Source organism: Brucella grignonensis (assembly GCF_002252505.1).
Lineage (GTDB): Bacteria > Pseudomonadota > Alphaproteobacteria > Rhizobiales > Rhizobiaceae > Brucella > Brucella grignonensis.
The window spans coordinates 1-24494 of record NZ_NNRL01000157.1 but is presented as its reverse complement, the minus strand read 5'-3'; the positions used below and the strand labels follow the sequence as shown (position 1 = coordinate 24494).

Here is a 24494-nt window from a genome sequence, read left to right as displayed (position 1 = left end):
CGTGTTTCGATCTGAGAGAATCAGATCGGCGCTCTATCGCTTATTTTGATGCGCATCTTAGTCCGAAAACCGTTCTACACTTTTCGGTATACGCTCTAATACTCTATCGGCACCACAGTTTCAGCCGCGATGCCGTTTTCCGTTATTTGGCATCGAATAGCCCAAGCCTCAACCCCAGCGGCCCTTGCTCGATCAAATGCACGTGCATAAGCGGCGTCGAGATCGCCTGAAATGCTGAACCTGTTGCAATCGCTTCGCTGGATAATAAACACCATCACGCCCCGATAGCCAGCGGATACCACATCAGCGAGTTCATCGAGATGTTTCGCACCGCGCGCGGTGACGGTATCGGGAAACTCGGCAAGGGTAGGCGTGCGAATGAAGTGAACATTCTTCACCTCCACATAGGCACGAGGCCGATCCCCCTCATCGAGCAGAATATCAATACGGGAATTACGACCATATTTCTGTTCGCGTTTGAGAAGCCCATAATTTTTCAAATCGGGAATCATTCCCGATAGAATGGCTTCTTCCGCGATTTTGTTGGGCAGACCTGTATTCACGCCAACAAGCGTGTTGTCAGCCTCAACGATCTGGAGCGTATGCGGGTATTTGCGGTGAGGGGCATCCGACACACTCAACCAGACGCGAGAGCCGGGAGCAGTCAGGCCGAGCATGGAGCCGGTATTGGGAACCGAGGCGGTAATAAAGCTCCCGTCGTCGAGAGTAACGTCGGCGAGGAATCTTTTATAGCGCCGCTCCAAGCGACCGGTAACAAGGGGAGTTGGGAAAAGCATGAGCCGATGTAGGCTCATGAATGCTCTGTTGCAAGTAGGTTGATCGGATGGATCAGAACAGAACCCTGGCCACGTCTGCCCAGCTCATATCTGCTCCAAGGACCAGCATTGCTGCGATGAGCCCCGCGCTGAGCAAGGTGAGTGTTGTTCTCGTTTCACTGGTCATCTTCATCACCACCAAATCAATCATGAGCTGGTGGGAATTTTGCGTGGGATTTAGCCCGTAATGTGATGTGAAGATGGCTATTCGGGGTATTTTGCGGGCAATTTATCGGAAGAATAAAGGGGCGCCAAAGCGCCTATTCCTTTACCCAGTTGAAAACCAGCTCTTCACGGAACGCAAAGCGCACGATGTGGCTTGCGACGACATCTTCCATCTGTGAAAGGCTTTCTTCGGGTGCTTCAACCGTTGTAACGAGATTGTCCGGTTTCGCGTCCATCAACACGATGCGGTTCTCGCCAAGGTCGATTCGACCATGTTCGGGCGTGAACTCAACAGTGAACTTATGCGCCCAATGTTTGCATAGTTGCTGCAAATAACGGCTGGCGTGTGTGGTTGATACGATTGCTGTGGTTTTAGCCATAATCTTGCTATCCGTTTTCAAGTTTTACGGACAGTGCGTAACATTACGATCGAAGCGATGTCACGGAAGAAGAAATCAATTTTTCGGGAGAAAAAGAAAACCAGCAAGTGGTACGCCCAAGGGGAATCGAACCCCTGTCTGCGCCGTGAAAGGGCGCTGTCCTAACCGCTAGACGATGGGCGCCTGTTGCTGGTGTGGGTCGGCTTATAGGCAGGAAAATTCTGACGCGCAAGCCCTTTTTTAGAAATTATCCAATAAAAATTCATCTGCACAGTTCAGGCGAGGTTCCCAGCGAAAACAAGGAGATAGTCAGGATCTTGAAAGGTGTGCATGTCGAAAATCTGACGGCAAGCCTGGCAGTGGAGCGGCTCGTCTTTACATACAGTCAGCGATATTGTGGAAAAGAAAAACCAGCAAGTGGTACGCCCAAGGGGAATCGAACCCCTGTCTGCGCCGTGAAAGGGCGCTGTCCTAACCGCTAGACGATGGGCGCCTGTTGCTGGTGTGAGTGGGCTTATATTCAGGAAGAACCTGACTCGCAAGCCCTTAATCCAACTTTTCTAAAAAAAACTCGGGGCGGGCCGCAATTATGCGCTGCCGCGCTGTGGATGACGTGTTCAACCCTTTGGAAAATAACAAAAAAGCCGGGATTTTATATCCGGCTTTTCTTCATTACGATCTGCGGCAACTCCAGTTCCAATCGCGTTCCGGCCCCACATCCACGTGAACGGACGTGGTATGACAATAGGTGCCAACGCCGCCGCGTCCCGGCATATTGCGAGCGAAGCGGGCAATTTCATGTTTTGAAACGCCATCGATCTGAATATCGGCCGCAGCACAAATCATATGAAGTGATTTGCGGGCGCCATTTACCTTGCGATTGTAAGATGGGCTGCGGTAGCCCGATGTAACCATGACAGGCTTACGGAAGTGCCGTTCCATGGTTTTCAGCATGCTCACAAGTTGGGGCTTGAGACAGGCTACATCCACTGTTTCGCGCTGCACCTTCAGACCGTTTGGCGTAAGGCGTGCGAGACCAGGAGCCGATGCCAGCTGGACGCCAGCGTAATCATCATACTCGTTGGCATCGATATCGCTGTCGTCATAGATGCTTTTGCGATGCTTGATTTCAAAGCCGCCATTGGGGCGCACGCCAGGCAGCGTATAGTTATATTCATGTTTCGATTTAGCGCCTGGCCTTACGACAGCGAGCTTCTTATTCTGAGAGGTGCCTGAACCACTCGCAGCTTCATCGTTGAAGAGGCGGGCAATGCTGCCTTGACCAGCCGTGGTAGGACGTTGTGGCGCGGCATATGCATTGGCATTTTTGGCAGAACCAAAGAGGGAGGCGACCTGCGTCGGCTTTTCTGATTCGGCAGGCTTAGGCGTTTCAGCCTGCTTGGTTTCAGTTGCCACAGGCTTGGTCTCGGCGGCGGCAGCTTGCTCTTTTGTCTGTTCCGGCTTTGCGGCTTCTGTCGCTTCAGAGGCAGGTGCTACGGCTGCAGGAGATTCGCTCGATTTCTTGCCAAATATGCCAAACAGGGAAGTCGACTTTGTCTGCGGGGCGAGGGCTGCGACCTGAATCGATCCGTCTTGTGCTGATTCTGTTTCAGTTGCTGCGACTGTTGTCGGCTTTTGTTCTTTATTGGCTGGCTTTGCTTCCGCAACAGCAGTTTTCGCTGTGTTGGCCGCCGCATCGGTCTTCTGTGTTTCGCTCTTACCGGCTTCGCCTGATGCTTCGGCTGCGACCGTTTGATCGGCTGCGCTCTGAAGCGTGTCGGCAATCATGGAACCATCGGCGCTGTTCGTCATTTGTAGAGGTGAAGTGCCGTTGCCAGTAGATGTGCAGGACGAGAGAACGAGCGCAAGGAGGGCTACGCTACCTGAAAGTAGTCTTCTGGTTGTCCGATGCGATGGTTCTGCGAATTTCAATGTCTGCTCCAGATCGACGTTTCAGCTTTTCGGCCTGCACCAGCCTGACAATCCGAAAAAAATCGGCGTCCTGCTGATTTCGGGAGAGGTAGTCCTCCCGTGTGAGACCCGCGATAATCAATCGATGGCGAGCTTACTCACAGAAACCGGTCGTCTGGACCGGGGTAGATAAACCAAGAGTTTCAGCGCTTTATTACGAATACATCACATTTGTAATCGCGCTGACGTGTGAATGTATAAATCACTGACTGATCATTTGTAACCAATTTTTAGGATTTTTAACTGCCAAACGCAACTATTGAAAGCACTATGTGTTTCATGCGGGAATAAACTACACGCATATTACAGTGATATAACGCAATATTACTGATTGTAATTTTTGGTTATACTTGCCGATGGTCGCGGTTTCGGACGATGCGGAATGTCCTCAATTTCAACTCGCTTGTTGACATGACGCATCGAGTTGGTGCTATCCATTTCATATTATATTATCTGTGTTGGGCTAGGTAACGCTCCCGGCGCATTCAGAACATCAAGATCGGACCGGAAACATGACCAAGAGCACGCGGCAGATTGCCAATCTTATGCTGGCAGCAACGGTCGTGGCGTTTCTTGCGGGCTGTGCCGGTGGTCCTGAGTTTCAGGGTACGCCGCAGGAAGGTGCCAGACGCACCGACACCTACCCAACCTTTGGCCGTATGCCAAAGGCCGCGACCACTCAGATCACCCCGGAAGAAAAAGCACAGCTTACTTCTAAACTTGATTCTGACCGCACGCGTCTTGCGGCCACCCGTTCTTCCAATGCAGGGATGACGCCTGCTCAGGCTGCTGCCTTGCGCAAACAGGCGCAGGAAGAAACAGATGCCACCCTCAAGCAGATCGAATCCGGAGCAGAGTAGCCTTTTTCAACGGAAAAAAGCTTCATTTCAGGACTGTAACAAGTCTCGACCCGATTCGATAACAGGTGTATAGCTCCTAACCCGGTGCATACGCGCCATTTCATTCAACCCCCTTCTGGAACAGGATCATGTCGGAAGAATTTCATAAAGTCCGTCGTTTGCCACCTTATGTCTTTGAACAGGTTAACCGCCTGAAGGCATCGGCGCGAGCGGCCGGCGCCGACATCATAGATCTCGGAATGGGTAATCCTGATCTGCCGACGCCAAAAAATATCGTCGACAAGCTTTGTGAAGCTGTTCAGGACCCGCGCGCACATCGCTATTCATCGTCGAAGGGTATTCCCGGCCTTCGCCGCGCTCAGGCACAATACTATGCGCGCCGTTTCGGAGTGAAGCTCAATCCGGATACACAGGTCGTCGCTACTCTTGGTTCAAAGGAAGGTTTCGCCAATATGGCGCAGGCCATCACCGCTCCGGGTGATGTCGTGCTTTGCCCGGATCCGACCTATCCGATTCACTCGTTCGGCTTCATCATGTCGGGCGGTGTGATCCGTTCGATCCCTGCAAAGCCGGATGAAGAGTTTATCCGTGCGCTGGATCGTGCGGTAAAGCACTCCATTCCAAAGCCGCTCGCGCTGATCTTGAACTTCCCGTCGAACCCGACAGCTTATACCGCGACGTTGGATTTCTATAAGGATGTCGTCGATTTTGCGCGTAAGAATGACCTGATCATTCTTTCGGACCTCGCTTATTCGGAAATCTATTTCGACGACAACAATCCACCGCCATCAGTTCTTGAAGTGCCGGGTGCTATGGATGTTGCAGTCGAGTTCACTTCGATGTCGAAGACATTCTCGATGCCGGGCTGGCGTATGGGCTTTGCAGTGGGCAATGAGCGCCTGATTGCGGCACTTACTCGTGTGAAGTCTTACCTCGATTATGGCGCATTCACGCCTATTCAGGTTGCGGCAACCGCTGCATTGAATGGTGACGGCTCTGACATTGCTTATGTCCGTAATGTTTATAAACAGCGTCGCGATGTGCTGGTCGACAGCTTCGGTCGTGCAGGCTGGGATGTGCCGCCGCCAGCTGCAACCATGTTTGCGTGGGTTCCGATTCCAGAGCGTTTCCGCGCACTGGGCTCGCTCGAATTCTCGAAGCTGCTGGTTGAGATGGCCGATGTGGCTGTTGCTCCGGGGGTAGGCTTTGGCGAACACGGCGATGAATATGTTCGTATCGCATTGGTCGAGAACGAACATCGCATTCGTCAGGCCGCACGCAACATCAAGCGCTTCCTGTCCGCCAAGGACGAGAATGTGCAGAACATCATTCCACTTGAAGGTCGTCGCTAACGGTTCTCAGAAAGTAAGACAGGGGTCGTCTTCGGGTCGGCCCTTGTTTCCCACCACATACCAATTCAACAGTTCAGAAAGACAGAACAATGAGTGATGCATTGCGGATCGGCGTTGCCGGACTGGGCACCGTTGGTGCTTCGGTGTTGCGTATTCTACGTGACAAGGCCGAAATGCTCACTCGTCAATGCGGTAAGCAAGTTACGGTTACAGCGGTGAGCGCACGCGACCGAACTCGGGATCGCGGCGTTGATCTCGATGGAATTGAATGGTTTGACGATCCGATTGAATTGGCGAAAAGCGCCGACATTGATGTGTTCGTTGAACTGATCGGCGGCGATGAAGGCCCGGCCAAAGCATCGGTCGAAGCTGCATTGCGTGCAAGCCGTCATGTTGTGACCGCCAACAAGGCGCTTCTCGCAAAGCATGGCGTGGCATTGGCCAAGATCGCTGAAGAAAAGGGCGTGCTTCTCAATTTTGAAGCAGCCGTTGCTGGCGGTATTCCCGTCATCAAGGCGATGCGTGAATCGCTGACCGGCAATACGGTTTCGCGCGTTTACGGTATCATGAACGGTACCTGTAACTACATCCTCACCCGCATGTGGGAAGAGGGCATCTCGTTCGAGGATTGCCTGGCAGATGCACAACGTCTTGGTTATGCCGAAGCCGATCCGACTTTCGACATCGAAGGCAATGATACAGCACATAAGCTTGCGCTACTCACAAGTCTCGCATTCGGCACACAGATTGCTGCCGACGATATTTACCTCGAAGGCATCAGCAATATTTCGCTGGCCGATATTCGGGCTGCCGATGAGCTTGGCTATCGCATCAAGCTGCTCGGTGTTGCGCAAAAGACCGATACCGGTATCGAACAACGTGTGCATCCGACCATGGTTCCGACCTCGTCGGTGATTGCTCAGGTGCATGGTGTGACCAATGCGGTTGCCATTGAGACCGACCTTCTGGGTGAGTTGCTACTTTCTGGCCCGGGTGCTGGTGGCAACGCGACTGCATCTGCTGTCATCGGTGATCTGGCAGATATTGCCAAGAGTCGCCCCGGTTTCCAGCATGGTCCGGTTTTCGGCACGCCTGCGAAGGCTTTGCAGCCTTATAAGCGCGCAAAAATGCGCAAACATGCCGGTGGCTATTTCATTCGCCTGACGGTTTATGATCGTATCGGGGCATTTGCTGGAATTGCCAAGCGTATGGCCGAGAATGACATTTCGCTTGAATCAATCGTTCAACGTCCTTTGATGGATAGTGACGTGAGTGATGGTATCAAGACGGTTATCCTCGTTACGCATGAGACGACTGAAGCCGCAGTGAAGAAAGCGCTTGAAGCGATCTTCAAGGACGATCATCTGGTGAGCAAGCCACAGATGATCCGCATCGAACGCGCAGGCTGACATATTCCAATAAGGTTGCCGCTCTTGAAGGGCGGCAACGATTTTGCTAGAACGCACCCATCGGAATAATCCGATTTAGAGACAAACACGGAAAAGGAGGGCTGTAAGATGAACGTAACACGTCATGATCGTCATCGTCAGTACGGCCCTGATTTTGCCCTGCAACATTAAATTGTGCAGGGCCGATTAAGACTGAAATCAAAGTCTTTTTCTGCCTTTTCTAAAGGCGCAGCTTGAATTGCTGTAGCCGAAAATTTGCAAGCACTTCGATCGAAGCTATTTGGACGCTGTTCATCAGTGCTTGGGCCAAATTGGGCTTATTGCCATGTCTCTTATCTCTGTTCAGAATCTTTCACTCACGCTCCATGAAACCCTGTTCGCAAACCTTGATTTCGTCCTTGGTGAAGGTGAGCGGCTGGGAGTCGTTGCTGCCAATGGGCGCGGAAAGACCAGCCTTTTGCGCCTTATTGTGGGTGAGGGCGAGCCTACCAGCGGTGCTATTACTCGCTCGCGTGGACTGAAGGTCGGCTATGTCAGCCAGTATGTATCCGATGATCTGATGGATCTATCTTTCTATGACGTTGTGCTCAGCGGACTGGACGAAGATGCGCGCGACTATGAAAGTTGGCGCGCTGATATTGTACTCGACGATCTCAATGTTCCGGCTGAATTGCGTGAGCTTGCCATTCGTCAGCTCAGTGGCGGCTGGCAGCGGCTTGCGCTTCTGGCACGCACATGGGTTTCCGAGCCTGACGTGCTTTTGCTGGACGAGCCGACCAACCATCTCGACCTTGAGAAAGTGCATCTGCTGGAAAACTGGCTTGATGTGCTCCCGCGTTCAGTAGCCGTCATTGTTTGCAGTCACGACCGTGCCTTTCTCGATGTGGTGACGAAACGCACACTTTTCCTGCGTGCGGACAAGTCGTTCGTCTTTGCGTTGCCCTATAGCCAAGCGCGTGTGGCGCTCGACGAGATCGATGCGGCTGACGCCCGTCAGTTTGAAAAGGACATGAAGACTGTCCAGCAATTGCGCAGGCAGGCAGCAAAGCTCAACAATATCGGCATCAACTCCGGAAGTGATTTGCTGGTGGTGAAGACCAAGCAACTACGCGCCAGAGCCGAGAAGATTGAGGAAGGCGCCAAAGCCGCGCATGTCGAGCGCTCTGCTGGCAAGATCAAGCTCGATGGTCGCGGCAGTCATGCCAAGGCACTGATCGTGATCGATCAGGCCGAGATTGCAACGCCGGATAACCGGTCACTTTATAAAACCGGTCAATTCTGGATCAATCCCGGCGATAGAATAGTAGTGCTTGGTGCTAATGGTACAGGCAAGACCCGGCTCCTGACACTGGTTCGGGAAGCGATACTAAATCCGGAAGGGTCACTTGCAGGCATCAAGGCGACGCCTTCGCTGGTGCTGGGCTATAGCGATCAGGCTTTGTCCGAGCTGAATGGTTACTGGACGCCGTTTGAAACGATCATGAAGCGTTTCGATGTTGGCGATCAACGTGCTCGATCTTTGCTGGCCGGAGCGGGTATGACACTGGAAATGCAAGCCATACCTTTGTCCCGGCTTTCGGGTGGACAAAAGGCGCGTCTTGCAATGCTGGTTCTGCGTCTAACCAAGCCGAATTTCTACATTCTCGATGAGCCAACCAACCATTTGGACATTGATGGCCAAGAAACGCTGGAAGCGGAATTGTTGAGTGATGAAACAGCGAGCCTCATCGTATCGCATGATCGCAGTTTTGTGCGCAATGTGGGCAATCGTTTCTGGGTGATCGACAGAAAAAAGCTGCTCGAAGTGGATAGCCCGGAGGTTTTCTTTGAAGCAATTGCAGGTTGATCAATAGGTAATTCTTCTGGTTGCTTTCACGCTTTCTGGTATCATTTATCGGGTGTGTTGGTTCACGCCCGATCAGGACATGAAACCAAGCGTGTACATCTAAATCGATTAAGGACTTAAGAGAAAAATATTTTTACCGTTCTTTCTGTTGCAGAAGCCTCTTTCTCTTGCAGAGAACCGGGGACTTTGACAAAAGATTTGCATAATGTCGCTATAAGTGGCGACACTGGCGTTAGACGGACGCATCAACGTAATTCGAATTCAGGACTTTGTTCACATGGCCAAGACTGCAGAACAGCAACCGCACGGACTGGATCGCATTCTCACACTGGAACTCGTTCGTGTGGCCGAACGCGCGGCAGTGGCTGCAGCCCGTCTTCGCGGACGTGGCGACGAAATGGCTGCCGATCAGGCTGCCGTCGATGCCATGCGTCAGGAACTGAATCGCCTTCCGATTGCTGGCACGGTCGTGATCGGTGAAGGCGAACGCGATGAAGCGCCAATGCTTTATATCGGCGAAGAAGTCGGCACCAAACAGGGTCCGGATGTTGATATTGCACTCGATCCGCTGGAAGGCACAACGATCTGCGCCAAGAACCTGCCAAATTCGCTGGCTGTTATTGCTATCGCCGAAAAAGGCAATCTGCTTTACGCACCAGATGTTTACATGGAAAAGATTGCAGTTGGTCCGGGCTATCCCAAGGGTGTTGTAGACCTCGATGCAACGGCGACTGACAACATCCATGCTATTGCCAAGGCAAAGGGCGTGAAGCCGCATGAAATCACAGCCTGCATCATGGATCGCCCGCGTCATGCGCGTCTGATTGAAGAAGTGCGGGCAACTGGTGCTTCCATTCGGCTGATCGGCGATGGTGACGTCGCAGGTGTGATGCACACCACCAACCCGGATGAAACCGGCATTGATATCTATATCGGTATCGGCGGTGCACCGGAAGGCGTGTTGGCTGCGGCGGCATTGCGCTGTATTGGTGGCCAGATGCAGGGCCGTCTTCAGCTCAATTCTGATGAGAAGATTGCACGTGCGGCCAAGATGGGCATTTCGGACCCTAAAAAGGTCTATACAATGGAAGAAATGGCGAAGGGCGACGTGTTGTTTGCCGCAACTGGCGTAACCGATGGCAATATGCTTTCCGGCGTCAAGTTCGCTCGTGACTATATCCAGACGCATACAATCGTCATGCGCTCAAGCTCGCAGACTGTTCGTGAGATTAAGGCTAGGCATCAGGACTTGTCCAAATTTTAGAACCATCGATATTTCGGCTCTGGCTGCCTGCAAATGGCGTTGTTCTGCGCTTCCGGTGCTCATGTACCCATAAGTACATTCCGCTCCGGTTCTCGAACTCCACCATTTTCGGTACGCCATAACCATAATCTCTTCTGGTTCCCGGCTTATGATCGGGCGGCGGCATTGCAAAAATGCCGCCTTTTGTGTCTTTAAGAAACCATGACAACAGAACGATTTTTTCTTGGTATCCGGAATTCTGTCACTGGCCAAAAGTGGATGGACCGTCTTGGTCCGCGCGAGGCTAACACAGCATTGGCGATAGCCCAGCATCACGGTATTTCCGATCTCGTATCGCGCGTGCTTGCCGGACGTGGTGTGACGGTAGAAGGTGCGCCGGAATTCATCGACCCAAGCTTGCGCAATCTGATGCCAGATCCATCGTTGTTGACCGATATGGATACAGCAGCCAACCGGATTGCCGATGCTATCATGCGTCGCGAAACTGTAGCGATTTTTGGTGACTACGATGTGGATGGGGCATGCTCATCTGCTTTGATGGCACGTTTTCTGAAACATTACGGCATCGCGCATTCGATCTATATCCCGGATCGCATTTTTGAAGGCTATGGGCCTAATCCTGATGCCATGCGCGAACTGGTCGCAAAGGGTGCTTCGCTGATTGTGACGGTCGATTGCGGCACCAACAGCGCACCATCAATTACTGCTGCAAAGGAAGCGGGTGCTGATGTTGTGGTCCTTGATCACCATCAGGTCGGCGGTGACCTGCCGGATGATGCGGTGGCAATCGTCAACCCCAACCGCGAAGACGATATTTCGCAACAGGAGCACCTTTGTGCGGCAGGCGTTGTGTTTCTCACGCTTGTTCAGGTCACAAAAGTTCTGCGTGAACGTGGAAAAGGTGCAGGGCCGGATTTGCTCGGTATGCTTGATCTGGTCGCACTTGCAACGGTTTGTGATGTGGTGCCGCTTAAAGGCGTCAACCGTGCCTTTGTGGTCAAGGGCCTGCTGGTAGCGCGCAGTCAAAGCAATGCAGGACTTGCAGCGCTTGGTCGTGTTTCGCGCATTGGCGAACCGCTCAACGTTTTTCATCTCGGTTATCTGATCGGTCCGCGTATCAATGCGGGTGGCCGTATTGGTGATGCAGGACTGGGTGCCCGCCTGCTGACACTTGATGATTCTACTGCTGCTGACCCGATTGCAGTTGAGCTCGACCGGCTCAATCAGGAACGGCAAGCGATGGAAGCCGAAATGCTGATGGAGGCGGAAGCAGAGGCTTCGCTGGAGATTTCTGGGGGCGCGGGCGCTTCTGTAATCGTGACCGCGAGTGACCATTGGCACCCTGGTATTGTTGGTCTTCTCGCCTCGCGCCTTAAGGAAAAGGCGCGCCGCCCGGCTTTTGCCATCGCCTTTAACGCCAACGGAACTGGCTCTGGTTCGGGGCGCTCGATCACGGGGTTCGATCTAGGCAAGCTTGTTCGCAATGCTGTCGACAAAGGTTTGTTAATCAAGGGTGGCGGTCACGCCATGGCGGCAGGCATCACCATTGAGCGTGCCAAGCTTGGCGCGCTTCGGGCATATCTTGAGGAAGAATCTGCGGATATCGTTTCACGGCTGCGTCAAAATCAAAGTCTTTCCATTGACGGTGCGGTTGCAGCTTCAGGCGCCACGGTTTCGCTCTTTGAGTCCTTACAGAAGGCGGGACCTTTCGGGTCGGCGCATCCGCAGCCGGTGTTGGCATTGCCGCATCATGTGCTGGCAGATGTGCGTGGCGTAGGACGCGATCATGTTCGTGTTGCTTTGCGTGGTGCAGACGGCAAACGCGTCAATGCCATAGCCTTCCGGGCGGCGGAGGGCGATTTGGGGCGCTTTTTGTTCAATAATATCGGCCAGAGCGTACATGTGGTTGGCAATCTGTCGCTTAACCACTGGAATGGTTCGGTGACGCCTCAAATTCAGATTCTGGATGCTGCTATGCCTATTTGAAATCTCTCTATTTTTTTGTTTTCACGCTCTTGTGAAAGTGGGGGGTGAATTCCCATATGATCACGGAATAAAATAATCTGTGATTACTCTATTGGGAGATACTTATGCCGGGTTCCGGAAACCGCCTGACCAAACTGACCGCTGCAATGGTCCTTGGGCTTATAGCCTCTTTTGCTGCGGTCGATTTCGCCGAGGCTCGCCGTGCCGGTGGAGGCGGTTTTGGTAGCCGTGGTGCGCGTACGTATCAGGCGCCCGCGCCGACACGCACTGCACCAAACAATGTAGCGCCTATGGAACGTTCGATGACGCCGAACACAGGCACCAACACGCAGGCTAATCGCCCAGCAGCTGGTGCTCAGAATGCGGCGGCTGCACAGCGTTCGGGCGGTATGTTCGGCAATTTCGGCCGCTCCATGCTTGGTGGCCTGCTTGTCGGTGGTTTGATTGGCATGATGCTCGGTAACGGCCTTGGTGGTCTTGCTGGCATGTTTGGTCTTCTTCTGCAGGTTGCCGTCATTGCATTGATTGCGATGTTTGTCATGCGCATGTTTGCTAACCGTCGTCAGACGGCAGCGGCAGGTGCGGGCAACGCTAGTGCGCAGTCTTTCGGCGCTGCGAAGAGTGCAGCACCACAGGCAGGCTTCGGCAGCCGTACGCCTTCGGTCAATCCATTGGAGGCCAAACAGGCTGAAACTTCGGCAGCACCTGTCGTTGAAGAGGAGCCAATGGATGTCGGTCAGGAAGAGCTCGACCGTTTCGAACAAATGCTTTCGGAAATCCAGACAGCCTATGGCCGCGAGGATTATGCAGCCCTTCGCAAGCTCGCAACTCCTGAAGCCATGTCTTACCTTGCTGAAGAGCTCGGCGAGATCGCTTCCAGCGGTATGCGTAACGAAGTGAAGGACGTAAAATTGCTTCAGGGCGATGTTTCCGAAGCATGGCGTGAAGGCAATGTCGAATATGCGACTGTCGCCATCCGCTATTCGGCTATCGACGTTATGCTCGACCGCAACACAGGTGCCGTCGTTGAAGGCAATCCTCATGAGCCTGTCGAAAGCGTCGAAGTCTGGACATTCACCCGCGTTGATGGTGGCGATTGGTTGCTCGCAGCCATTCAGGGCACCGAATAAACTTAAATTATTGCAAAGAAAAGGCCCGGTCGAAAGACCGGGCCTTTTTCGTGATTACCAGCTGCCGATATTCTCGGCTGAGGCCCACGGTTCCTGTGGGGCAAGGCGCTCGCCCTTCTGGATCAGCTCAATGGAAATCCCATCAGGTGACTTGATGAAAGCCATATGACCATCACGTGGCGGACGGTTGATGGTGACGCCTGCATCTTTCAGTTTCTGGCAAGCCTCATAGATGTCATCGACCGCGTAGGCAAGATGACCGAAATTGCGACCACCGCTATAGGTTTCTGGGTCCCAGTTATAAGTAAGTTCCAGCTCCGGCGCGCGTTCTGCGTGGGCTTTGTCCTTATCCGCTGGAGCGGCAAGGAAAATCAGCGTGAAACGGCCTTTCTCGTTTTCGGTGCGACGAATTTCTTCAAGGCCAAATTTGTTGACATAAAAGTCGAGTGATTCATCGATATCGCGAATTCTAACCATCGTGTGCAGATAGCGCATAGTCTTCTCCTGGTTCGTATGTTGGCCAGATCACAAAGGATTCAACGCCTTATCCAAGGAATGGTTCAGCTTAAGTTTCCTGCTTATTTTGCAGGAGATTTAAGCGCAGCCTTGTGGATAGGCTGCTTGTGTGAAAACGCAAGTAAACAAGTTGTCGAATTTCCGTGCTGCCATATGTTTTGACAGGGCAATTTCGCATTTGGGAAATTTACGAATTAACGATGAAGGCACAAAGCCTGTGGTCATCTTCAACACTGAATAAGTTTAGGCTTGCCGCATCCGGTTAAGGAAGTGTTATTCTTTGGTCAAGAATCAGGTCAGAATCGCAACGGAACAGCAGAGGAGGGGCGAGCGCATGGCAGACAAATCTGTGTCGAATGACCAGTTTCGCAGTCAGGCCTCCTCAGAAGAGCTAGGCGAACTCATTGAAGTGTCCGGCCACATTAAGTGGTTTGACGTTGCAAAGGGCTATGGCTTCATCGTACCCGACCAGCCGGGCCTTTCTGATATTCTGCTGCATGTCACTTCGCTTCGTCGCGATGGTTTCCAAACAGCACTTGAAGGTGCGCGCATTGTTTGTGAAGTTCGTAATGGTGATCGAGGCATGCAATGCTTCCGCGTTCTTTCCATGGACACGTCAACTGCTGTGCATCCAGCGCAGATGCCGCCGCAACGCACCCATGTTACTGTTACGCCGTCAAGTGGTCTGGAACGTGTTATCGTCAAGTGGTTCAACCGCACCAAGGGCTTCGGCTTTTTGACGCGCGGCGAGGGCACTGAGGATATTTTCATTCATATGGAAACGCTACGCCGTTTCGGAATGATGGAATTACGTCCCGGTCAGGTCGTCCTCATCCGCTTCGGAAATGGCGACAAAGGCCTTATGGCGGCTGAAATCCATCCGGATATCGGTACGGCGATTCCTGTTTCGCATTGATTTGGTCCTTTGCAACGGCCTCACAAGCCGGTGATGCCAGTGACTATGCAGTGACTGGGCCTTGCCGCATTAAACTCCCGTTGATAATCTCCGCCGCTCAAACGCAGCATTCGTGATTACCCATCTTATTGCGGTCAACACGAACACGCAGGACAAGAGCAGATAATGGGTCGCATTCTTTTCGCATTTGCATTTATTTTCTTTGCGTTTTCCGCTCAGGCGCAGGAAGCCAAGCCCATGCTTTTGCCGATGGACAAAGAGCCGCTCACTTTCACGACGTCGAAAGGCAAAGTTTCATTCGGATTGGAAGTTGCTGCGACTGATGAAGCGCGCATGCGCGGGCTGATGTGGCGCACTGACTTTCCGAAGGATAGAGCCATGCTCTTCGTGTTCGGTGAAATGCGTAATGTTATGATGTGGATGCAAAATACGCCTTCACCGCTGGATATGGTTTTCCTTGACGACACAGGTCACGTATCCGCAATTCATGAAAACGCTGTCCCGTTTTCGGAAGCCACTATTTCTTCGCAAGGGCCGGCGGCGTATGTCGTTGAACTTCTTGCAGGCACTGTTAAACGGACTGGAATCAGGCGTGGGGACAAAGCGACCCACAGGGCAATTTGTGGCGAGTGTCGCAGCTAATCTGTCAAAAAGCCTACAGTCTGAAAAATCAAAAGGAATACAAAATTGAGTGCGCTCGATATCGAATATTTCGAACATGATGGTTTGCGCCTTGCATATCGTCAGGACGGAGACGGCGATCCAATTTTGCTCATTCACGGCTTTGCGTCCTCAAGTCTTGTCAATTGGGTGTCGCCCGGTTGGTTCCGAACGCTGACTGAAGCCGGTTATCGTGTCATTGCGATAGACAATCGTGGACATGGGTTTTCTGCGAAAAGTCACAATGCCGATGATTATACGCCGAGCGCCATGGCTGGTGATGCCGCAGCGCTGCTTGATCATCTGGGTATCGAAAAAGCGCATGTGATGGGATATTCGATGGGAGCGCGCATCAGCGCGTTTCTTACAATCGAACATTCTGATCGTGTTCGTAGTGCTGTATTTGGTGGTCTTGGCATCGGAATGGTAACAGGTGCGGGGGACTGGGAGCCGATTGGGGAAGCGTTGCTTGCTGAAGATCCGTCAACGATCACGCATCCACGTGGACTGATGTTCCGTAAGTTTGCTGATCAGACCAAAAGTGATCGTATAGCGTTGGCCGCTTGTGTTATTACCTCCAAGGAATTGGTTTCTGCCGAGGCAATTGCGCGCATCATGCAGCCGGTCCTTGTTGCTGTTGGTACAACTGACGATATTGCGGGAAGTGCACAGGAACTTGCAGATATGCTGCCAAATGGCCAGGCACTCGATATTCCTGACCGTGATCATATGTTGGCTGTGGGTGATAAGGTTTATAAGAAAGGCGTTTTTGCCTTTTTGGAAGAAAACCCTCTTTGAGTTCGCGCGAGCTGGATTTCGTTCAGTTGCGTGAAATGCAGCTATAAGATTTATGCGGTGTGAAGACACAGTATTTTGCGATATGTTGCTCGCTGAACTCATGTCGCGTTTATAAAAATTGGAGCGTGCATAATGTCGGTTCGTACGAACGCGAAAGTATCCCCGTCTTTGGGGCAGGTTGATCCAATCTGGCATTCCGTCCGCGCGGAAGCGGAAGAAGCAGCCAAGAACGATCCCGTGCTTGGAACGTTTCTTTATGCAACGATTATCAACCAGTCGACACTAGAAGATGCCGTGATGCATCGTATTGCGGAACGTCTGGGACATGCTGATGTGAGTGCAGATATTCTGCGCCAGACATTCGATGCAATGTTAGAGGCAAACCCGGAATGGTCGCAGATCGTACGGGTCGATATTCAGGCGGTTTATGATCGTGATCCGGCTTATAACCGTTTCATGGATCCAGTCCTTTATCTCAAGGGATTTCATGCGATCCAGACCCATCGTCTGGCGCATTGGCTTTATAATGAAGGGCGGAAGGACTTTGCCTATTATCTGCAAAGTCGCTCCTCATCGATTTTTCAGACCGACATCCACCCTGCCGCACGGTTCGGCAGTGGATTGTTTCTCGATCATGCTACCGGGCTTGTGGTTGGCGAGACAGCAGTGATCGAAGACAACGTCTCCATCCTGCATGGTGTGACCCTTGGCGGCACCGGCAAAGCCAGTGGTGATCGCCATCCAAAAATCCGTCACGGTGTGCTGATCGGTGCAGGTGCCAAAATTCTCGGCAATATCGAAGTCGGAAACTGCTCAAAGATTGCGGCAGGCTCTGTTGTGCTGAAATCGGTTCCACACAATGCCACCGTTGCAGGTGTGCCTGCGAAAGTGGTCGGTGAAAGTGGTTGCTCTGAGCCTTCGCGTGTCATGGATCAGATGTTGAGCGAAGCTGCGTTCGGTGAACACATGTTCGGCGAAGGCATCTGATCGCCGTATGGTTCTTAGAAACGCGAATAGAGCCGTCATCTGTTTTTTTATTCCGGGCGGCCTATATCACGCTTAGAAGTGGTTCTGATTAAAGCTGAATCGTTGCAAGCGCGTCTCGCTATTTGTTTTAGGCACTATCCGACGCAAAACGGTTCCCACCTTTGCTGGAAATGCTTTAACGGTTCATAACTATTCGCGCGTGCGTGCATTAACGCATGTGTTAATGCTTTACATTACATAAGGGCGGGTGCATTAACCCGGCCTCAAATCAATATCAGGAGAAGCCGGTTGAAACCCGAAGAACTCAAGAAACTCGACGCCTATTTCAAGCGGACTTTCAACAATCCGGGCCTTCAGGTGAAGGCGCGTCCACGCAAGAACGATTCCGCTGAGGTGTATTTGGAAGACGAGTTCCTGGGTCTTGTCTACAAGGATGAGGACGAAGGCGAACTGTCCTATAATTTCTCGATGGCTATTCTCGACGTCGATCTCTGAGATCCGTTGCGATGAACAAGAACGCCCTTCCTGCTTTACAGGGAGGGCGTTTTTTATTGGCTTGATGGTCCCTGACGCCTTCTCTAAAAAAAGAGGGAACTGATTGAAGGCATGGCGGGAGAAATCATGACGCGTTCATTTGCGAGCCTTGTTACGGGTGCAGTCGCGCTCTTGTTGACCGGCTTGGCCTCATCAGCCGTAGCACAAGCAATTGATGATGACGGAACATGCCCGGAGCTGGCTCAGAAAATGAGTAATATCTATTTTGGCTTTCCAGAAATTGTCGATGGTTCGATTGAGCGTTTTGCAAGTTGGAAAGCATCTTGTGCGGCAAAAGCACCAGCCGGGCAGGGCAATATTGTCGCTTTGTGTCAAGGCAAACTCAAGGGCGACGGAAATGTCTTTTATTGGATAAAGGCGGCGGTTGAGGCGGAAAGCAGCGGCTATGAAATCTGCGATTATCCTTGATCATGGCGCGGGGCGACGACGACAAGCAGCTTCCTTCCTGGCTCGACATAAGCAGGCGCGAAACGCGTGAGATAAAGCCTGATCCTGAGAATCGGCCTCTCGGAGAAATGCGAGCTTTTTCAAGAGGCTCGCTGTGGGCGAGCACGGTGATGGGTGCATTGGTCGCATTTTTTCTGGTCCGCAGCGCATTTCACAATATATCGACCGGCAAAATGACAGTCTCGTCCCAGATGGGGCGGCTGCGTAGCACCTATCGCTGGCCGGACGACTGGGGATTCTTTTCCACGCTCGTCGGTTTCAAGTTGTTGGCGGGTGTTATCGTCCTGATTGCAGCAGTCTATTGTCTCAACGCCGCATTCCGTTCTCACGATAAATAGCGCATCTTGTTTCGAGACTTTGTAGTGGAGGAAAGCTTATGCCAATTTACGTGTATAACGGTCATCATCCGGAATTTGCCGATCGTGCCAGTAACTGGATCGCCCCCGACGCAACGCTGATTGGCAAGCTAGTGATCGGAAAGAATGCGAGTTTCTGGTTTGGAGCTGTTTTACGCGGCGATAATGAGCCGATCACAGTTGGTGCGAACACCAATGTGCAAGAACATACCATCATGCATACCGATATTGGTTTTCCACTTACAATTGGCCAAGGCTGCACCATCGGCCACCGTGCTATTCTGCATGGCTGCACAATTGGCGAAAACACGCTGATTGGCATGGGAGCAATTGTTCTCAACGGTGCAAAGATCGGGAATAATTGTTTGATTGGCGCTGGCGCGCTTGTGACGGAAGGCAAAGAGTTTCCGGATAATTCGTTGATCGTCGGATCGCCTGCGCGTGTTATTCGCGAACTTGATTCTTCAGCTATTGAGAAATTGAAACTGTCCGCGCAGCATTATGTTGAGAAGGGGCAGTCTTTTATGCGTGGTTTGGAGCCTGCATAAAAAGGGACGGGGAATGACGACCCGTCCTTTTCTTCATTAGAGCATTTCCTGTTTTTCTTGAATTATTGGAAATGCTCTATCTCCCTGTCTTTTTGCATTACCCGAAGCAAAACCGCTTCGCACTTTTGCTGGAAATGCTCCAAATTTATCGAAATCAGTTGCGAATGCTGCTTACGAACTGATCGCGACCATTCTTGATCGATACCCATGCACCGGTATTGGTCGTGGATTGGCGCTTCAGGAATGTGTAGTCGGTTTCGTTCCAGATGCGCACACGCTTATCGAGATTGTCGAGAATGAAATCGCCGCGATCTGTGCGCAGGGTCAAAACCGCATGCCCTTCACCATTTGGCTGACGAACAACGGTCATCAACAGCGTGTTGGCAGGAACGCCGAGGGCCATCAATTCGCGGCGCTTGAGCAGCATATAGTCATCGCAATCGCCAGCAGTGGTTGGGTATTCCCAATATTCCTCTTGTCCCCAAACTTCCATGTCGGTACGCGGCGCGATCCGTTCGTTTACGCTGGCGTTAACGGCGATAATTTCCTGCCAGACTTTCTGATTCAGTGTCAGAGGTGCGCTGTTGTTGCTGCTGATTTTGCACTCGGTTGCATGACGTTCGCAAAGCTCGTAATGCCCGATTGGCTGCGAAGTGCGTTCGCCGGTTGGCATCCAATGCGAGTTTGATGCCGGGTTTGCGGCTTGTGCGAAAGTCGCTCCCAGAAGGATCAGCATTGCTGCGATGATCGTCTGCTTTGTCATTCTTTTTGTCTCCCTGTTGGAAACAAGAATGCGTGCAAGACTTTGAGAGCGGGGAAATTCAGACGCGAAAATGCGAATCTAATTTGAATAAAACTGCGCAAAATTCAGCAATGTTTTGTTCAGAAATAGCACAATAAGAGCCATAATAGCGAAATTTATGGCGTTTTGATGCCCAATATGGCTCTTAACTCAGTTTGCCAATCCGTAACCTTAGTGCGCGTTTACCTTTTGAAATACGCCACTGAAAGCCGGTTCAGGCTTTGCCACCGGGAATGACGCGAAGAGCGGGCATATTGCGAGTTGGCACAGGCGTGGCCCAGCGACGGGCGCTGTTTGCGGCGTTCGCCCCGTTCATGGTGACAACTGAAGGCTTGCGGATTTCCTGTGTCACGACAAGATCAGGGGCCAGCGGTTCAATTTTGTTGAGGTTGCCGAGCACAAGCGGATCAGCGCCGGCCCAGGCAACGTCATTAAGCACAGAGATATTGCCGAGCAGATTGAGCCTTCCATCTTCGGCTGATTCGAGTGGAGCAAGCAGCATTTCAAAAGACAGGCTGCGTCCGGAAAGGCTTATTCCATCATTCTGGATCAAGGCAGGAACCAGATGAGAATTGATGTTTCGTGCCAGTTCATTCAGGGCAGGGCGGTTGCGCTCTGGCCAAAGTGACAGAAAACGAGTGGTCTTTAGTTCTCGTCCAAACAGAGCGCAGATCCGGGTGCCGGCAAGACGAAAGATCAGCTCGCCGTTTTGGTCTTCTTCAAGAAAGAACAGATCGGACAGATGACGTCCGAGTTTACGTGGCTGGATCGCTTCGCGCTGCGGTGCAAGCAAGCTGCCGCTCTGGCCCAAAGCCAGTCGCTGCCATTCGCTGAAGATTGCGATCGTGCTGCGGTTTTTCATGATGCGCTGCTTGTTGCTCTCTGGCGGTTCGTCTGAGTTTGCGGGCAGTGCCCGTCGGTCAGCGCATTAAAATAGTATTAACAGGAAGGATGCCAGCTTAACCCTTTATTCATCCACGACGCGCGCTTGTTAAGGTTAATAAGAAGTAATAGTTGCAAATTTTCCTTTATAGTCGTTTGATGAGTTGTCAGAAGAAGCCATTGTCCTGATTGGTTTTTTTCCTGATCTCCAGATTCTGTCTCGCAAATATCAGACATTTGCGACAAGGCCGTGCGGGACCCTCCGGCGGCCTTTATTTTTAACGAATTGTCACTTATCAAGAATCTTTATCTCTGGGATGTGCGATCGGCGCACCCGGTCTCTAGAGCATTTCTAGTTTAGGGTCTGTGGGGAATTAGTTTTGAAGCGTGGTATGGATGAAAATAGCACAGGTTTAGGAGCAAAACCGAAGGTGGAGTGGTTCTCCATCGAGGTTTTGCGACGCGAAGCTGGGCCATTTTCACCATATCCTTTTAGGACGTGGCGGATTTTCTCTCTGAATGTGTCGAACAGTCCTCGTGGAGATACACTCCACGGCGGCATGTTCTCCTGTTCAGAAACAAAATCCGTCTCACGCCACGCTCAAAATCTAATTCCCCACAGTCCCCACAGACCCTAAGTCGAGTCATTGGAAATGCTCTATATCTTTGTGTTTCCGCGCATCTTGTTCCGAAAAGCGTTTCACACTTTTCGGGATGCGCTCTAGCAGATGGAAAGCGGCAATTTATGAATACGCCTCAGCCTGAAATGCGCAGAAATGCCAATGATTCGAGACGGCCGGGCGGTGGTGAGCCGATATTCAACATACCGAGCGTCGTTCTTGCACTGATGGCGATTTGTGCGGGCGTTTATATTTATCAGAACTACATTATCAGCGAGCAGCAGAATTATGAGTTCATGCTGAACTTCGCTTTGATTCCAGCGCGGTTCTCGTTGGCAGGCGGCTTTTCGGATCCGGCAGCATTGTTCACGCTCATCAGTTACTCCTTCATGCACGGTGGATTTGCTCATATAGCGGTCAACATGATCTGGTTTGCAGCGTTTGGTTCCCCTCTGGCCGGACGTATTGGCACCGGACGAATGATCATTTTCTGGATTTTGACATCGGTGATTGCGGGATTGACGCATTATGCCATTTACCCCGAAAGCGTGACGCCACTTGTCGGGGCTTCCGGGGCTATTTCTGGTATGATGGGAGCTGCTGCGCGTTACGGTTTCCGCCGAGTCGGTGCTGGACGCCGATCGGAATTTGCGGGGCCGGTTCTGCCGATTGGTCTGACGCTGACATTGAAGCCGGTACTGACCTTCGTGGGCATCTGGTTTTTGATCAATATCTTTACAGGGTTGTATTCCACTGGCGGGGCTGATTTGTCAGGCATCGCCTGGGAGGCCCATATTGGCGGATTTATTGCCGGGTTCTTCGGCATTTCACTGCTGGATAAGCCGCGCGGCTATGATGCAGTTATAAGACGCTGACTTGATCCCTCCCTATATAGTCCGCTTGCAAAGCGGGCGTTGAAAGCGCACCATCTTGGGAACACAGCTGGAAGAGCTGCGTTAGAATCATGCGGCAGAGCCGCAAGATCGATTGCTGAACCTTGGGAGGGATTTTGGCATGACCGTTAGATCGATTCTCGAAAATAAGGGCAGGGATGTCGTTGTCATCAAACCTGATGATACGCTTTCACACGCCATTGCCATTCTCGTCCAATATAAAATCGGTGCGATTGTCGCCTGCGATGAGGCAGGGCACATCAAAGGCATTCTTTCTGAACGCGATGTTGTTCGTGCATTGGCAGCACTGGATACAGGAATCGGGGCACGTCCGGTTTCTGAATTTATGACGTCTAAAGTGCAAGTTTGCCGTGAGCACCATACGATCAACCAGGTAATGGAGATCATGACACATAATCGCTTCCGTCATATGCCGGTGGAAGAAAACGGGAAGCTTACAGGAATCATTTCGATTGGTGACGTTGTGAAACGACGCATCGAGGATGTGGAACGCGAAGCGGAAGATATTCGCACCTATATCGCGACTGCGTGACAAAACGCGCATCCCGGAATGCATTTGGCCGTTTTCGGAAAAGATGCGCGTTGGAAAATGTCAGAGCGACGAATCATTATCTGGAGCGGATGAAACGCTCCAGATGTTGGAATTGAGCTGATTCTTTACGAAGGACGACGCGCACGCAGATAGCGCTCAGCAGCATAAAGCGAAATCGCCGCTGCGTTCGAGACGTTGAGCGATTTGATCTCACCCGGCATATCGAGCCGTGCCAAAGCAGTCACTGTTTCGCGGGTCTTCTGACGCAATCCCTTGCCTTCAGCACCCAGAACAATGGCTAGGCGATCACCGGTCAATGTCAATTCCATTTCCTGGGGACCTTCCGAATCAAGACCAATGGTCATGAAACCGAGGGAGTGAAGCTCTTCGATTGCTTCAGCCAGATTGCGCACTTCGATGTGGGGAATCAGTTCAAGGGCACCGGATGCAGCTTTCGCCAGAACGCCGCTTTCCTGTGGGCTATGGCGGCTTGTCGTAATCAATGCGCCTGCACCAAAAGCCACTGCCGAACGAATGATCGCGCCAACATTATGCGGATCGGTTACCTGATCAAGAACCAGCAATAGCGGGCTTTCTTTCAGCTCCGATAGTTTTTTGGGACGAAGCGGCTGTGCTTCGATCATGACGCCCTGATGCACAGCATCCGAGCCTGTCTCTTTGTCGATATCTTTTGGCTCGACGATTTCAACAGGGAAGGGCAGAGCTTCCGCCTCACCAATTTCGAGGCGAGCGAAGCCGTTGCGTGTGGCGCGCATGCGCAGAATCTTGCGCGCGGGATTCTCTACTGCAGCGCGTACGGTGTGCAGGCCGTAAAGACGGACTGTTCCTTCCGCTACACGACCTGCAGGAATCGGAGCACGCTGCGGCTTATGCGGAGCTTTGCCTTCCGACACGGCCTTTTGATCGCGATGTTCGCGACGCAGACGCGCATAGTGAGAATCTTTTGGGGTACGGGGAGAATTTTGATCGTTCATGGGGCGCTTATATCCTGTCCACAGCAGGGAAGATAGCTGGATAGCAGTTAAATGAACCCTGAAATTTTGATGCTCAATCGGCTATAAGCCCTGATTTCCGGCGGTTCTGCCGAAACCTCGATAGGTCGCCACCTGCAACTATTGGAAGGATATGCATTCTTTTCACTTTTACCCTGTTGACAGGAGCGGCGCATATCGGCATAAGCCCCCTCGCAGAACGACGGAAGGCTTACACAGCCCACTAGAAATTCTGCAGAAAATGCCTAGTTACTCGACTCTGCTGATAGTGATATTAGGAGGAATGCCCGAGCGGTTAAAGGGGACGGACTGTAAATCCGTTGGCTAAGCCTACGTTGGTTCAAATCCAACTTCCTCCACCACTGTCGGATCTGAGTTTAGAGTATGCGGGTATAGCTCAATGGTAGAGCAGCAGCCTTCCAAGCTGAATACACGGGTTCGATTCCCGTTACCCGCTCCAGTTTTCAAGAGCGGATAGGCGTGTAAGGAATCATCGACGGGCGGTTCGCCGTTCCGTTTTGGCATAAATGTCGGCCTGAAAGTCTGATGGATTTTCGTGCTGGCGCTCGAGCGGTTCTAGAACAAAGAGAACAACGGCGATGGCAAAAAGCAAGTTTGAACGTAATAAGCCCCACGTAAACATCGGCACGATTGGTCACGTTGACCATGGCAAGACGTCGCTGACCGCAGCGATCACCAAGTTCTTCGGTGAATTCAAGGCATACGACCAGATCGATGCAGCACCAGAA

25 protein-coding genes and 4 tRNA genes are annotated in these 24494 nt (G+C 52.0%); 20 read left to right on the top strand and 9 right to left on the bottom strand.

What is annotated here, in order from left to right; translation table 11 throughout:
• Positions 1 to 95: 95 nt before the first annotated feature.
• The 5 genes from sfsA to CEV33_RS07290 all read right to left on the bottom strand — a co-directional run bounded on the left by sfsA (position 96) and on the right by CEV33_RS07290 (position 3313).
• On the bottom strand, positions 96 to 797 hold the full coding sequence (sfsA, locus tag CEV33_RS07310) for a DNA/RNA nuclease SfsA (RefSeq protein WP_094539793.1): 702 nt from the start codon (positions 795 to 797) through the stop codon (positions 96 to 98).
• Positions 798 to 1096: 299 nt separating this feature from the next.
• A complete protein-coding gene (locus CEV33_RS07305) occupies positions 1097 to 1381 on the bottom strand; it encodes a DUF2218 domain-containing protein (RefSeq protein WP_094539792.1) in 285 nt (94 codons plus the stop codon).
• Between the two features lie 108 nt (positions 1382 to 1489).
• Positions 1490 to 1564 (bottom strand) — tRNA-Glu (locus CEV33_RS07300).
• A 235-nt stretch (positions 1565 to 1799) separates the two neighbouring features.
• Positions 1800 to 1874, bottom strand: a tRNA-Glu gene (locus tag CEV33_RS07295).
• Positions 1875 to 2053: 179 nt separating this feature from the next.
• Positions 2054 to 3313: a D-Ala-D-Ala carboxypeptidase family metallohydrolase gene (locus CEV33_RS07290; RefSeq protein ID WP_094539791.1), complete on the bottom strand. Its 1260-nt coding sequence runs from the start codon at positions 3311 to 3313 to the stop codon at positions 2054 to 2056.
• A 551-nt stretch (positions 3314 to 3864) separates the two neighbouring features.
• Here CEV33_RS07290 and CEV33_RS07285 point away from each other — a divergent pair.
• The 7 genes from CEV33_RS07285 (at position 3865) to CEV33_RS07255 (ending at position 13199) form a co-directional block, all read left to right on the top strand.
• A complete protein-coding gene (locus tag CEV33_RS07285; RefSeq protein WP_094539790.1) occupies positions 3865 to 4212 on the top strand; it encodes a hypothetical protein in 348 nt (115 codons plus the stop codon).
• A gap of 128 nt (positions 4213 to 4340) precedes the next feature.
• The gene (locus CEV33_RS07280) at positions 4341 to 5564 is read left to right on the top strand and encodes an LL-diaminopimelate aminotransferase (RefSeq protein WP_094539789.1); all 1224 of its coding nucleotides are present in this window, start codon (positions 4341 to 4343) and stop codon (positions 5562 to 5564) included.
• Between the two features lie 89 nt (positions 5565 to 5653).
• Positions 5654 to 6973 (top strand): homoserine dehydrogenase, encoded by a 1320-nt coding sequence (locus CEV33_RS07275; RefSeq protein ID WP_094539788.1) that lies wholly within the window; start codon positions 5654 to 5656, stop codon positions 6971 to 6973.
• A gap of 325 nt (positions 6974 to 7298) precedes the next feature.
• On the top strand, positions 7299 to 8819 hold the full coding sequence (locus CEV33_RS07270) for an ABC-F family ATP-binding cassette domain-containing protein (RefSeq protein WP_094539787.1): 1521 nt from the start codon (positions 7299 to 7301) through the stop codon (positions 8817 to 8819).
• A gap of 277 nt (positions 8820 to 9096) precedes the next feature.
• Positions 9097 to 10083: a class II fructose-bisphosphatase gene (gene glpX, locus CEV33_RS07265; protein ID WP_094539786.1), complete on the top strand. Its 987-nt coding sequence runs from the start codon at positions 9097 to 9099 to the stop codon at positions 10081 to 10083.
• Between the two features lie 201 nt (positions 10084 to 10284).
• The gene (gene recJ / locus CEV33_RS07260) at positions 10285 to 12069 is read left to right on the top strand and encodes a single-stranded-DNA-specific exonuclease RecJ (RefSeq protein WP_094539785.1); all 1785 of its coding nucleotides are present in this window, start codon (positions 10285 to 10287) and stop codon (positions 12067 to 12069) included.
• Positions 12070 to 12173: 104 nt separating this feature from the next.
• Positions 12174 to 13199 (top strand): Tim44 domain-containing protein, encoded by a 1026-nt coding sequence (locus tag CEV33_RS07255; protein ID WP_094539784.1) that lies wholly within the window; start codon positions 12174 to 12176, stop codon positions 13197 to 13199.
• A 54-nt stretch (positions 13200 to 13253) separates the two neighbouring features.
• On the opposite strand, the gene gloA is transcribed toward CEV33_RS07255, so the two are convergent.
• Complete coding sequence (gene gloA / locus CEV33_RS07250) at positions 13254 to 13694, bottom strand: lactoylglutathione lyase (protein WP_094539783.1); 441 nt, start codon at positions 13692 to 13694, stop codon at positions 13254 to 13256.
• Between the two features lie 355 nt (positions 13695 to 14049).
• On the opposite strand from gloA, the gene CEV33_RS07245 reads away from it, so the two are divergent.
• The 8 genes from CEV33_RS07245 (at position 14050) to CEV33_RS07210 (ending at position 18982) form a co-directional block, all read left to right on the top strand.
• Positions 14050 to 14631: a cold-shock protein gene (locus CEV33_RS07245; protein ID WP_094539782.1), complete on the top strand. Its 582-nt coding sequence runs from the start codon at positions 14050 to 14052 to the stop codon at positions 14629 to 14631.
• 165 nt (positions 14632 to 14796) lie between these two features.
• A complete protein-coding gene (locus CEV33_RS07240; protein ID WP_094539781.1) occupies positions 14797 to 15273 on the top strand; it encodes a DUF192 domain-containing protein in 477 nt (158 codons plus the stop codon).
• 45 nt (positions 15274 to 15318) lie between these two features.
• Positions 15319 to 16089: an alpha/beta fold hydrolase gene (locus CEV33_RS07235; protein ID WP_094539780.1), complete on the top strand. Its 771-nt coding sequence runs from the start codon at positions 15319 to 15321 to the stop codon at positions 16087 to 16089.
• Between the two features lie 132 nt (positions 16090 to 16221).
• Positions 16222 to 17076 carry a serine O-acetyltransferase gene (cysE, locus tag CEV33_RS07230; RefSeq protein ID WP_094539779.1) on the top strand — a complete coding sequence of 285 codons (855 nt, stop codon included), beginning with the start codon at positions 16222 to 16224 and terminating at the stop codon, positions 17074 to 17076.
• A 288-nt stretch (positions 17077 to 17364) separates the two neighbouring features.
• Complete coding sequence (locus tag CEV33_RS07225) at positions 17365 to 17571, top strand: DUF3126 family protein (RefSeq protein ID WP_024899051.1); 207 nt, start codon at positions 17365 to 17367, stop codon at positions 17569 to 17571.
• 111 nt (positions 17572 to 17682) lie between these two features.
• Entirely contained in the window at positions 17683 to 18039 is a 357-nt protein-coding gene (locus CEV33_RS07220; protein WP_235818377.1) for a hypothetical protein, read from the top strand.
• A 149-nt stretch (positions 18040 to 18188) separates the two neighbouring features.
• A complete protein-coding gene (locus CEV33_RS07215; protein WP_167388135.1) occupies positions 18189 to 18416 on the top strand; it encodes a hypothetical protein in 228 nt (75 codons plus the stop codon).
• Positions 18417 to 18454: 38 nt separating this feature from the next.
• Positions 18455 to 18982 carry a gamma carbonic anhydrase family protein gene (locus CEV33_RS07210; protein ID WP_094539777.1) on the top strand — a complete coding sequence of 176 codons (528 nt, stop codon included), beginning with the start codon at positions 18455 to 18457 and terminating at the stop codon, positions 18980 to 18982.
• 154 nt (positions 18983 to 19136) lie between these two features.
• On the opposite strand, the gene CEV33_RS07205 is transcribed toward CEV33_RS07210, so the two are convergent.
• Positions 19137 to 19745, bottom strand: a complete 609-nt coding sequence (locus CEV33_RS07205) for a transglutaminase-like cysteine peptidase (RefSeq protein WP_094539776.1) — start codon at positions 19743 to 19745, stop codon at positions 19137 to 19139.
• 253 nt (positions 19746 to 19998) lie between these two features.
• Positions 19999 to 20646, bottom strand: a complete 648-nt coding sequence (locus CEV33_RS07200) for a PAS domain-containing protein (RefSeq protein ID WP_094539775.1) — start codon at positions 20644 to 20646, stop codon at positions 19999 to 20001.
• A gap of 765 nt (positions 20647 to 21411) precedes the next feature.
• Between CEV33_RS07200 and CEV33_RS07195 the strand changes: the two genes are divergently transcribed.
• The gene (locus CEV33_RS07195) at positions 21412 to 22161 is read left to right on the top strand and encodes a rhomboid family intramembrane serine protease (protein WP_094539774.1); all 750 of its coding nucleotides are present in this window, start codon (positions 21412 to 21414) and stop codon (positions 22159 to 22161) included.
• A gap of 139 nt (positions 22162 to 22300) precedes the next feature.
• Positions 22301 to 22732, top strand: coding sequence for a CBS domain-containing protein (locus CEV33_RS07190; protein WP_094539773.1), 432 nt, complete (start codon positions 22301 to 22303; stop codon positions 22730 to 22732).
• A gap of 125 nt (positions 22733 to 22857) precedes the next feature.
• Here the strand turns inward: CEV33_RS07190 and rlmB are convergent, their stop codons facing one another.
• The gene (gene rlmB, locus CEV33_RS07185) at positions 22858 to 23727 is read right to left on the bottom strand and encodes a 23S rRNA (guanosine(2251)-2'-O)-methyltransferase RlmB (RefSeq protein ID WP_094539772.1); all 870 of its coding nucleotides are present in this window, start codon (positions 23725 to 23727) and stop codon (positions 22858 to 22860) included.
• A gap of 295 nt (positions 23728 to 24022) precedes the next feature.
• Here rlmB and CEV33_RS07180 point away from each other — a divergent pair.
• The 3 genes from CEV33_RS07180 to CEV33_RS07165 form a co-directional block, all read left to right on the top strand.
• Positions 24023 to 24107: transfer RNA gene (locus CEV33_RS07180), tRNA-Tyr, on the top strand.
• A 24-nt stretch (positions 24108 to 24131) separates the two neighbouring features.
• Positions 24132 to 24205 (top strand) — tRNA-Gly (locus tag CEV33_RS07175).
• 139 nt (positions 24206 to 24344) lie between these two features.
• The coding region (locus CEV33_RS07165) for a GTP-binding protein (RefSeq protein ID WP_235818376.1) at positions 24345 to 24494 on the top strand (150 nt) is incomplete at its 3' end.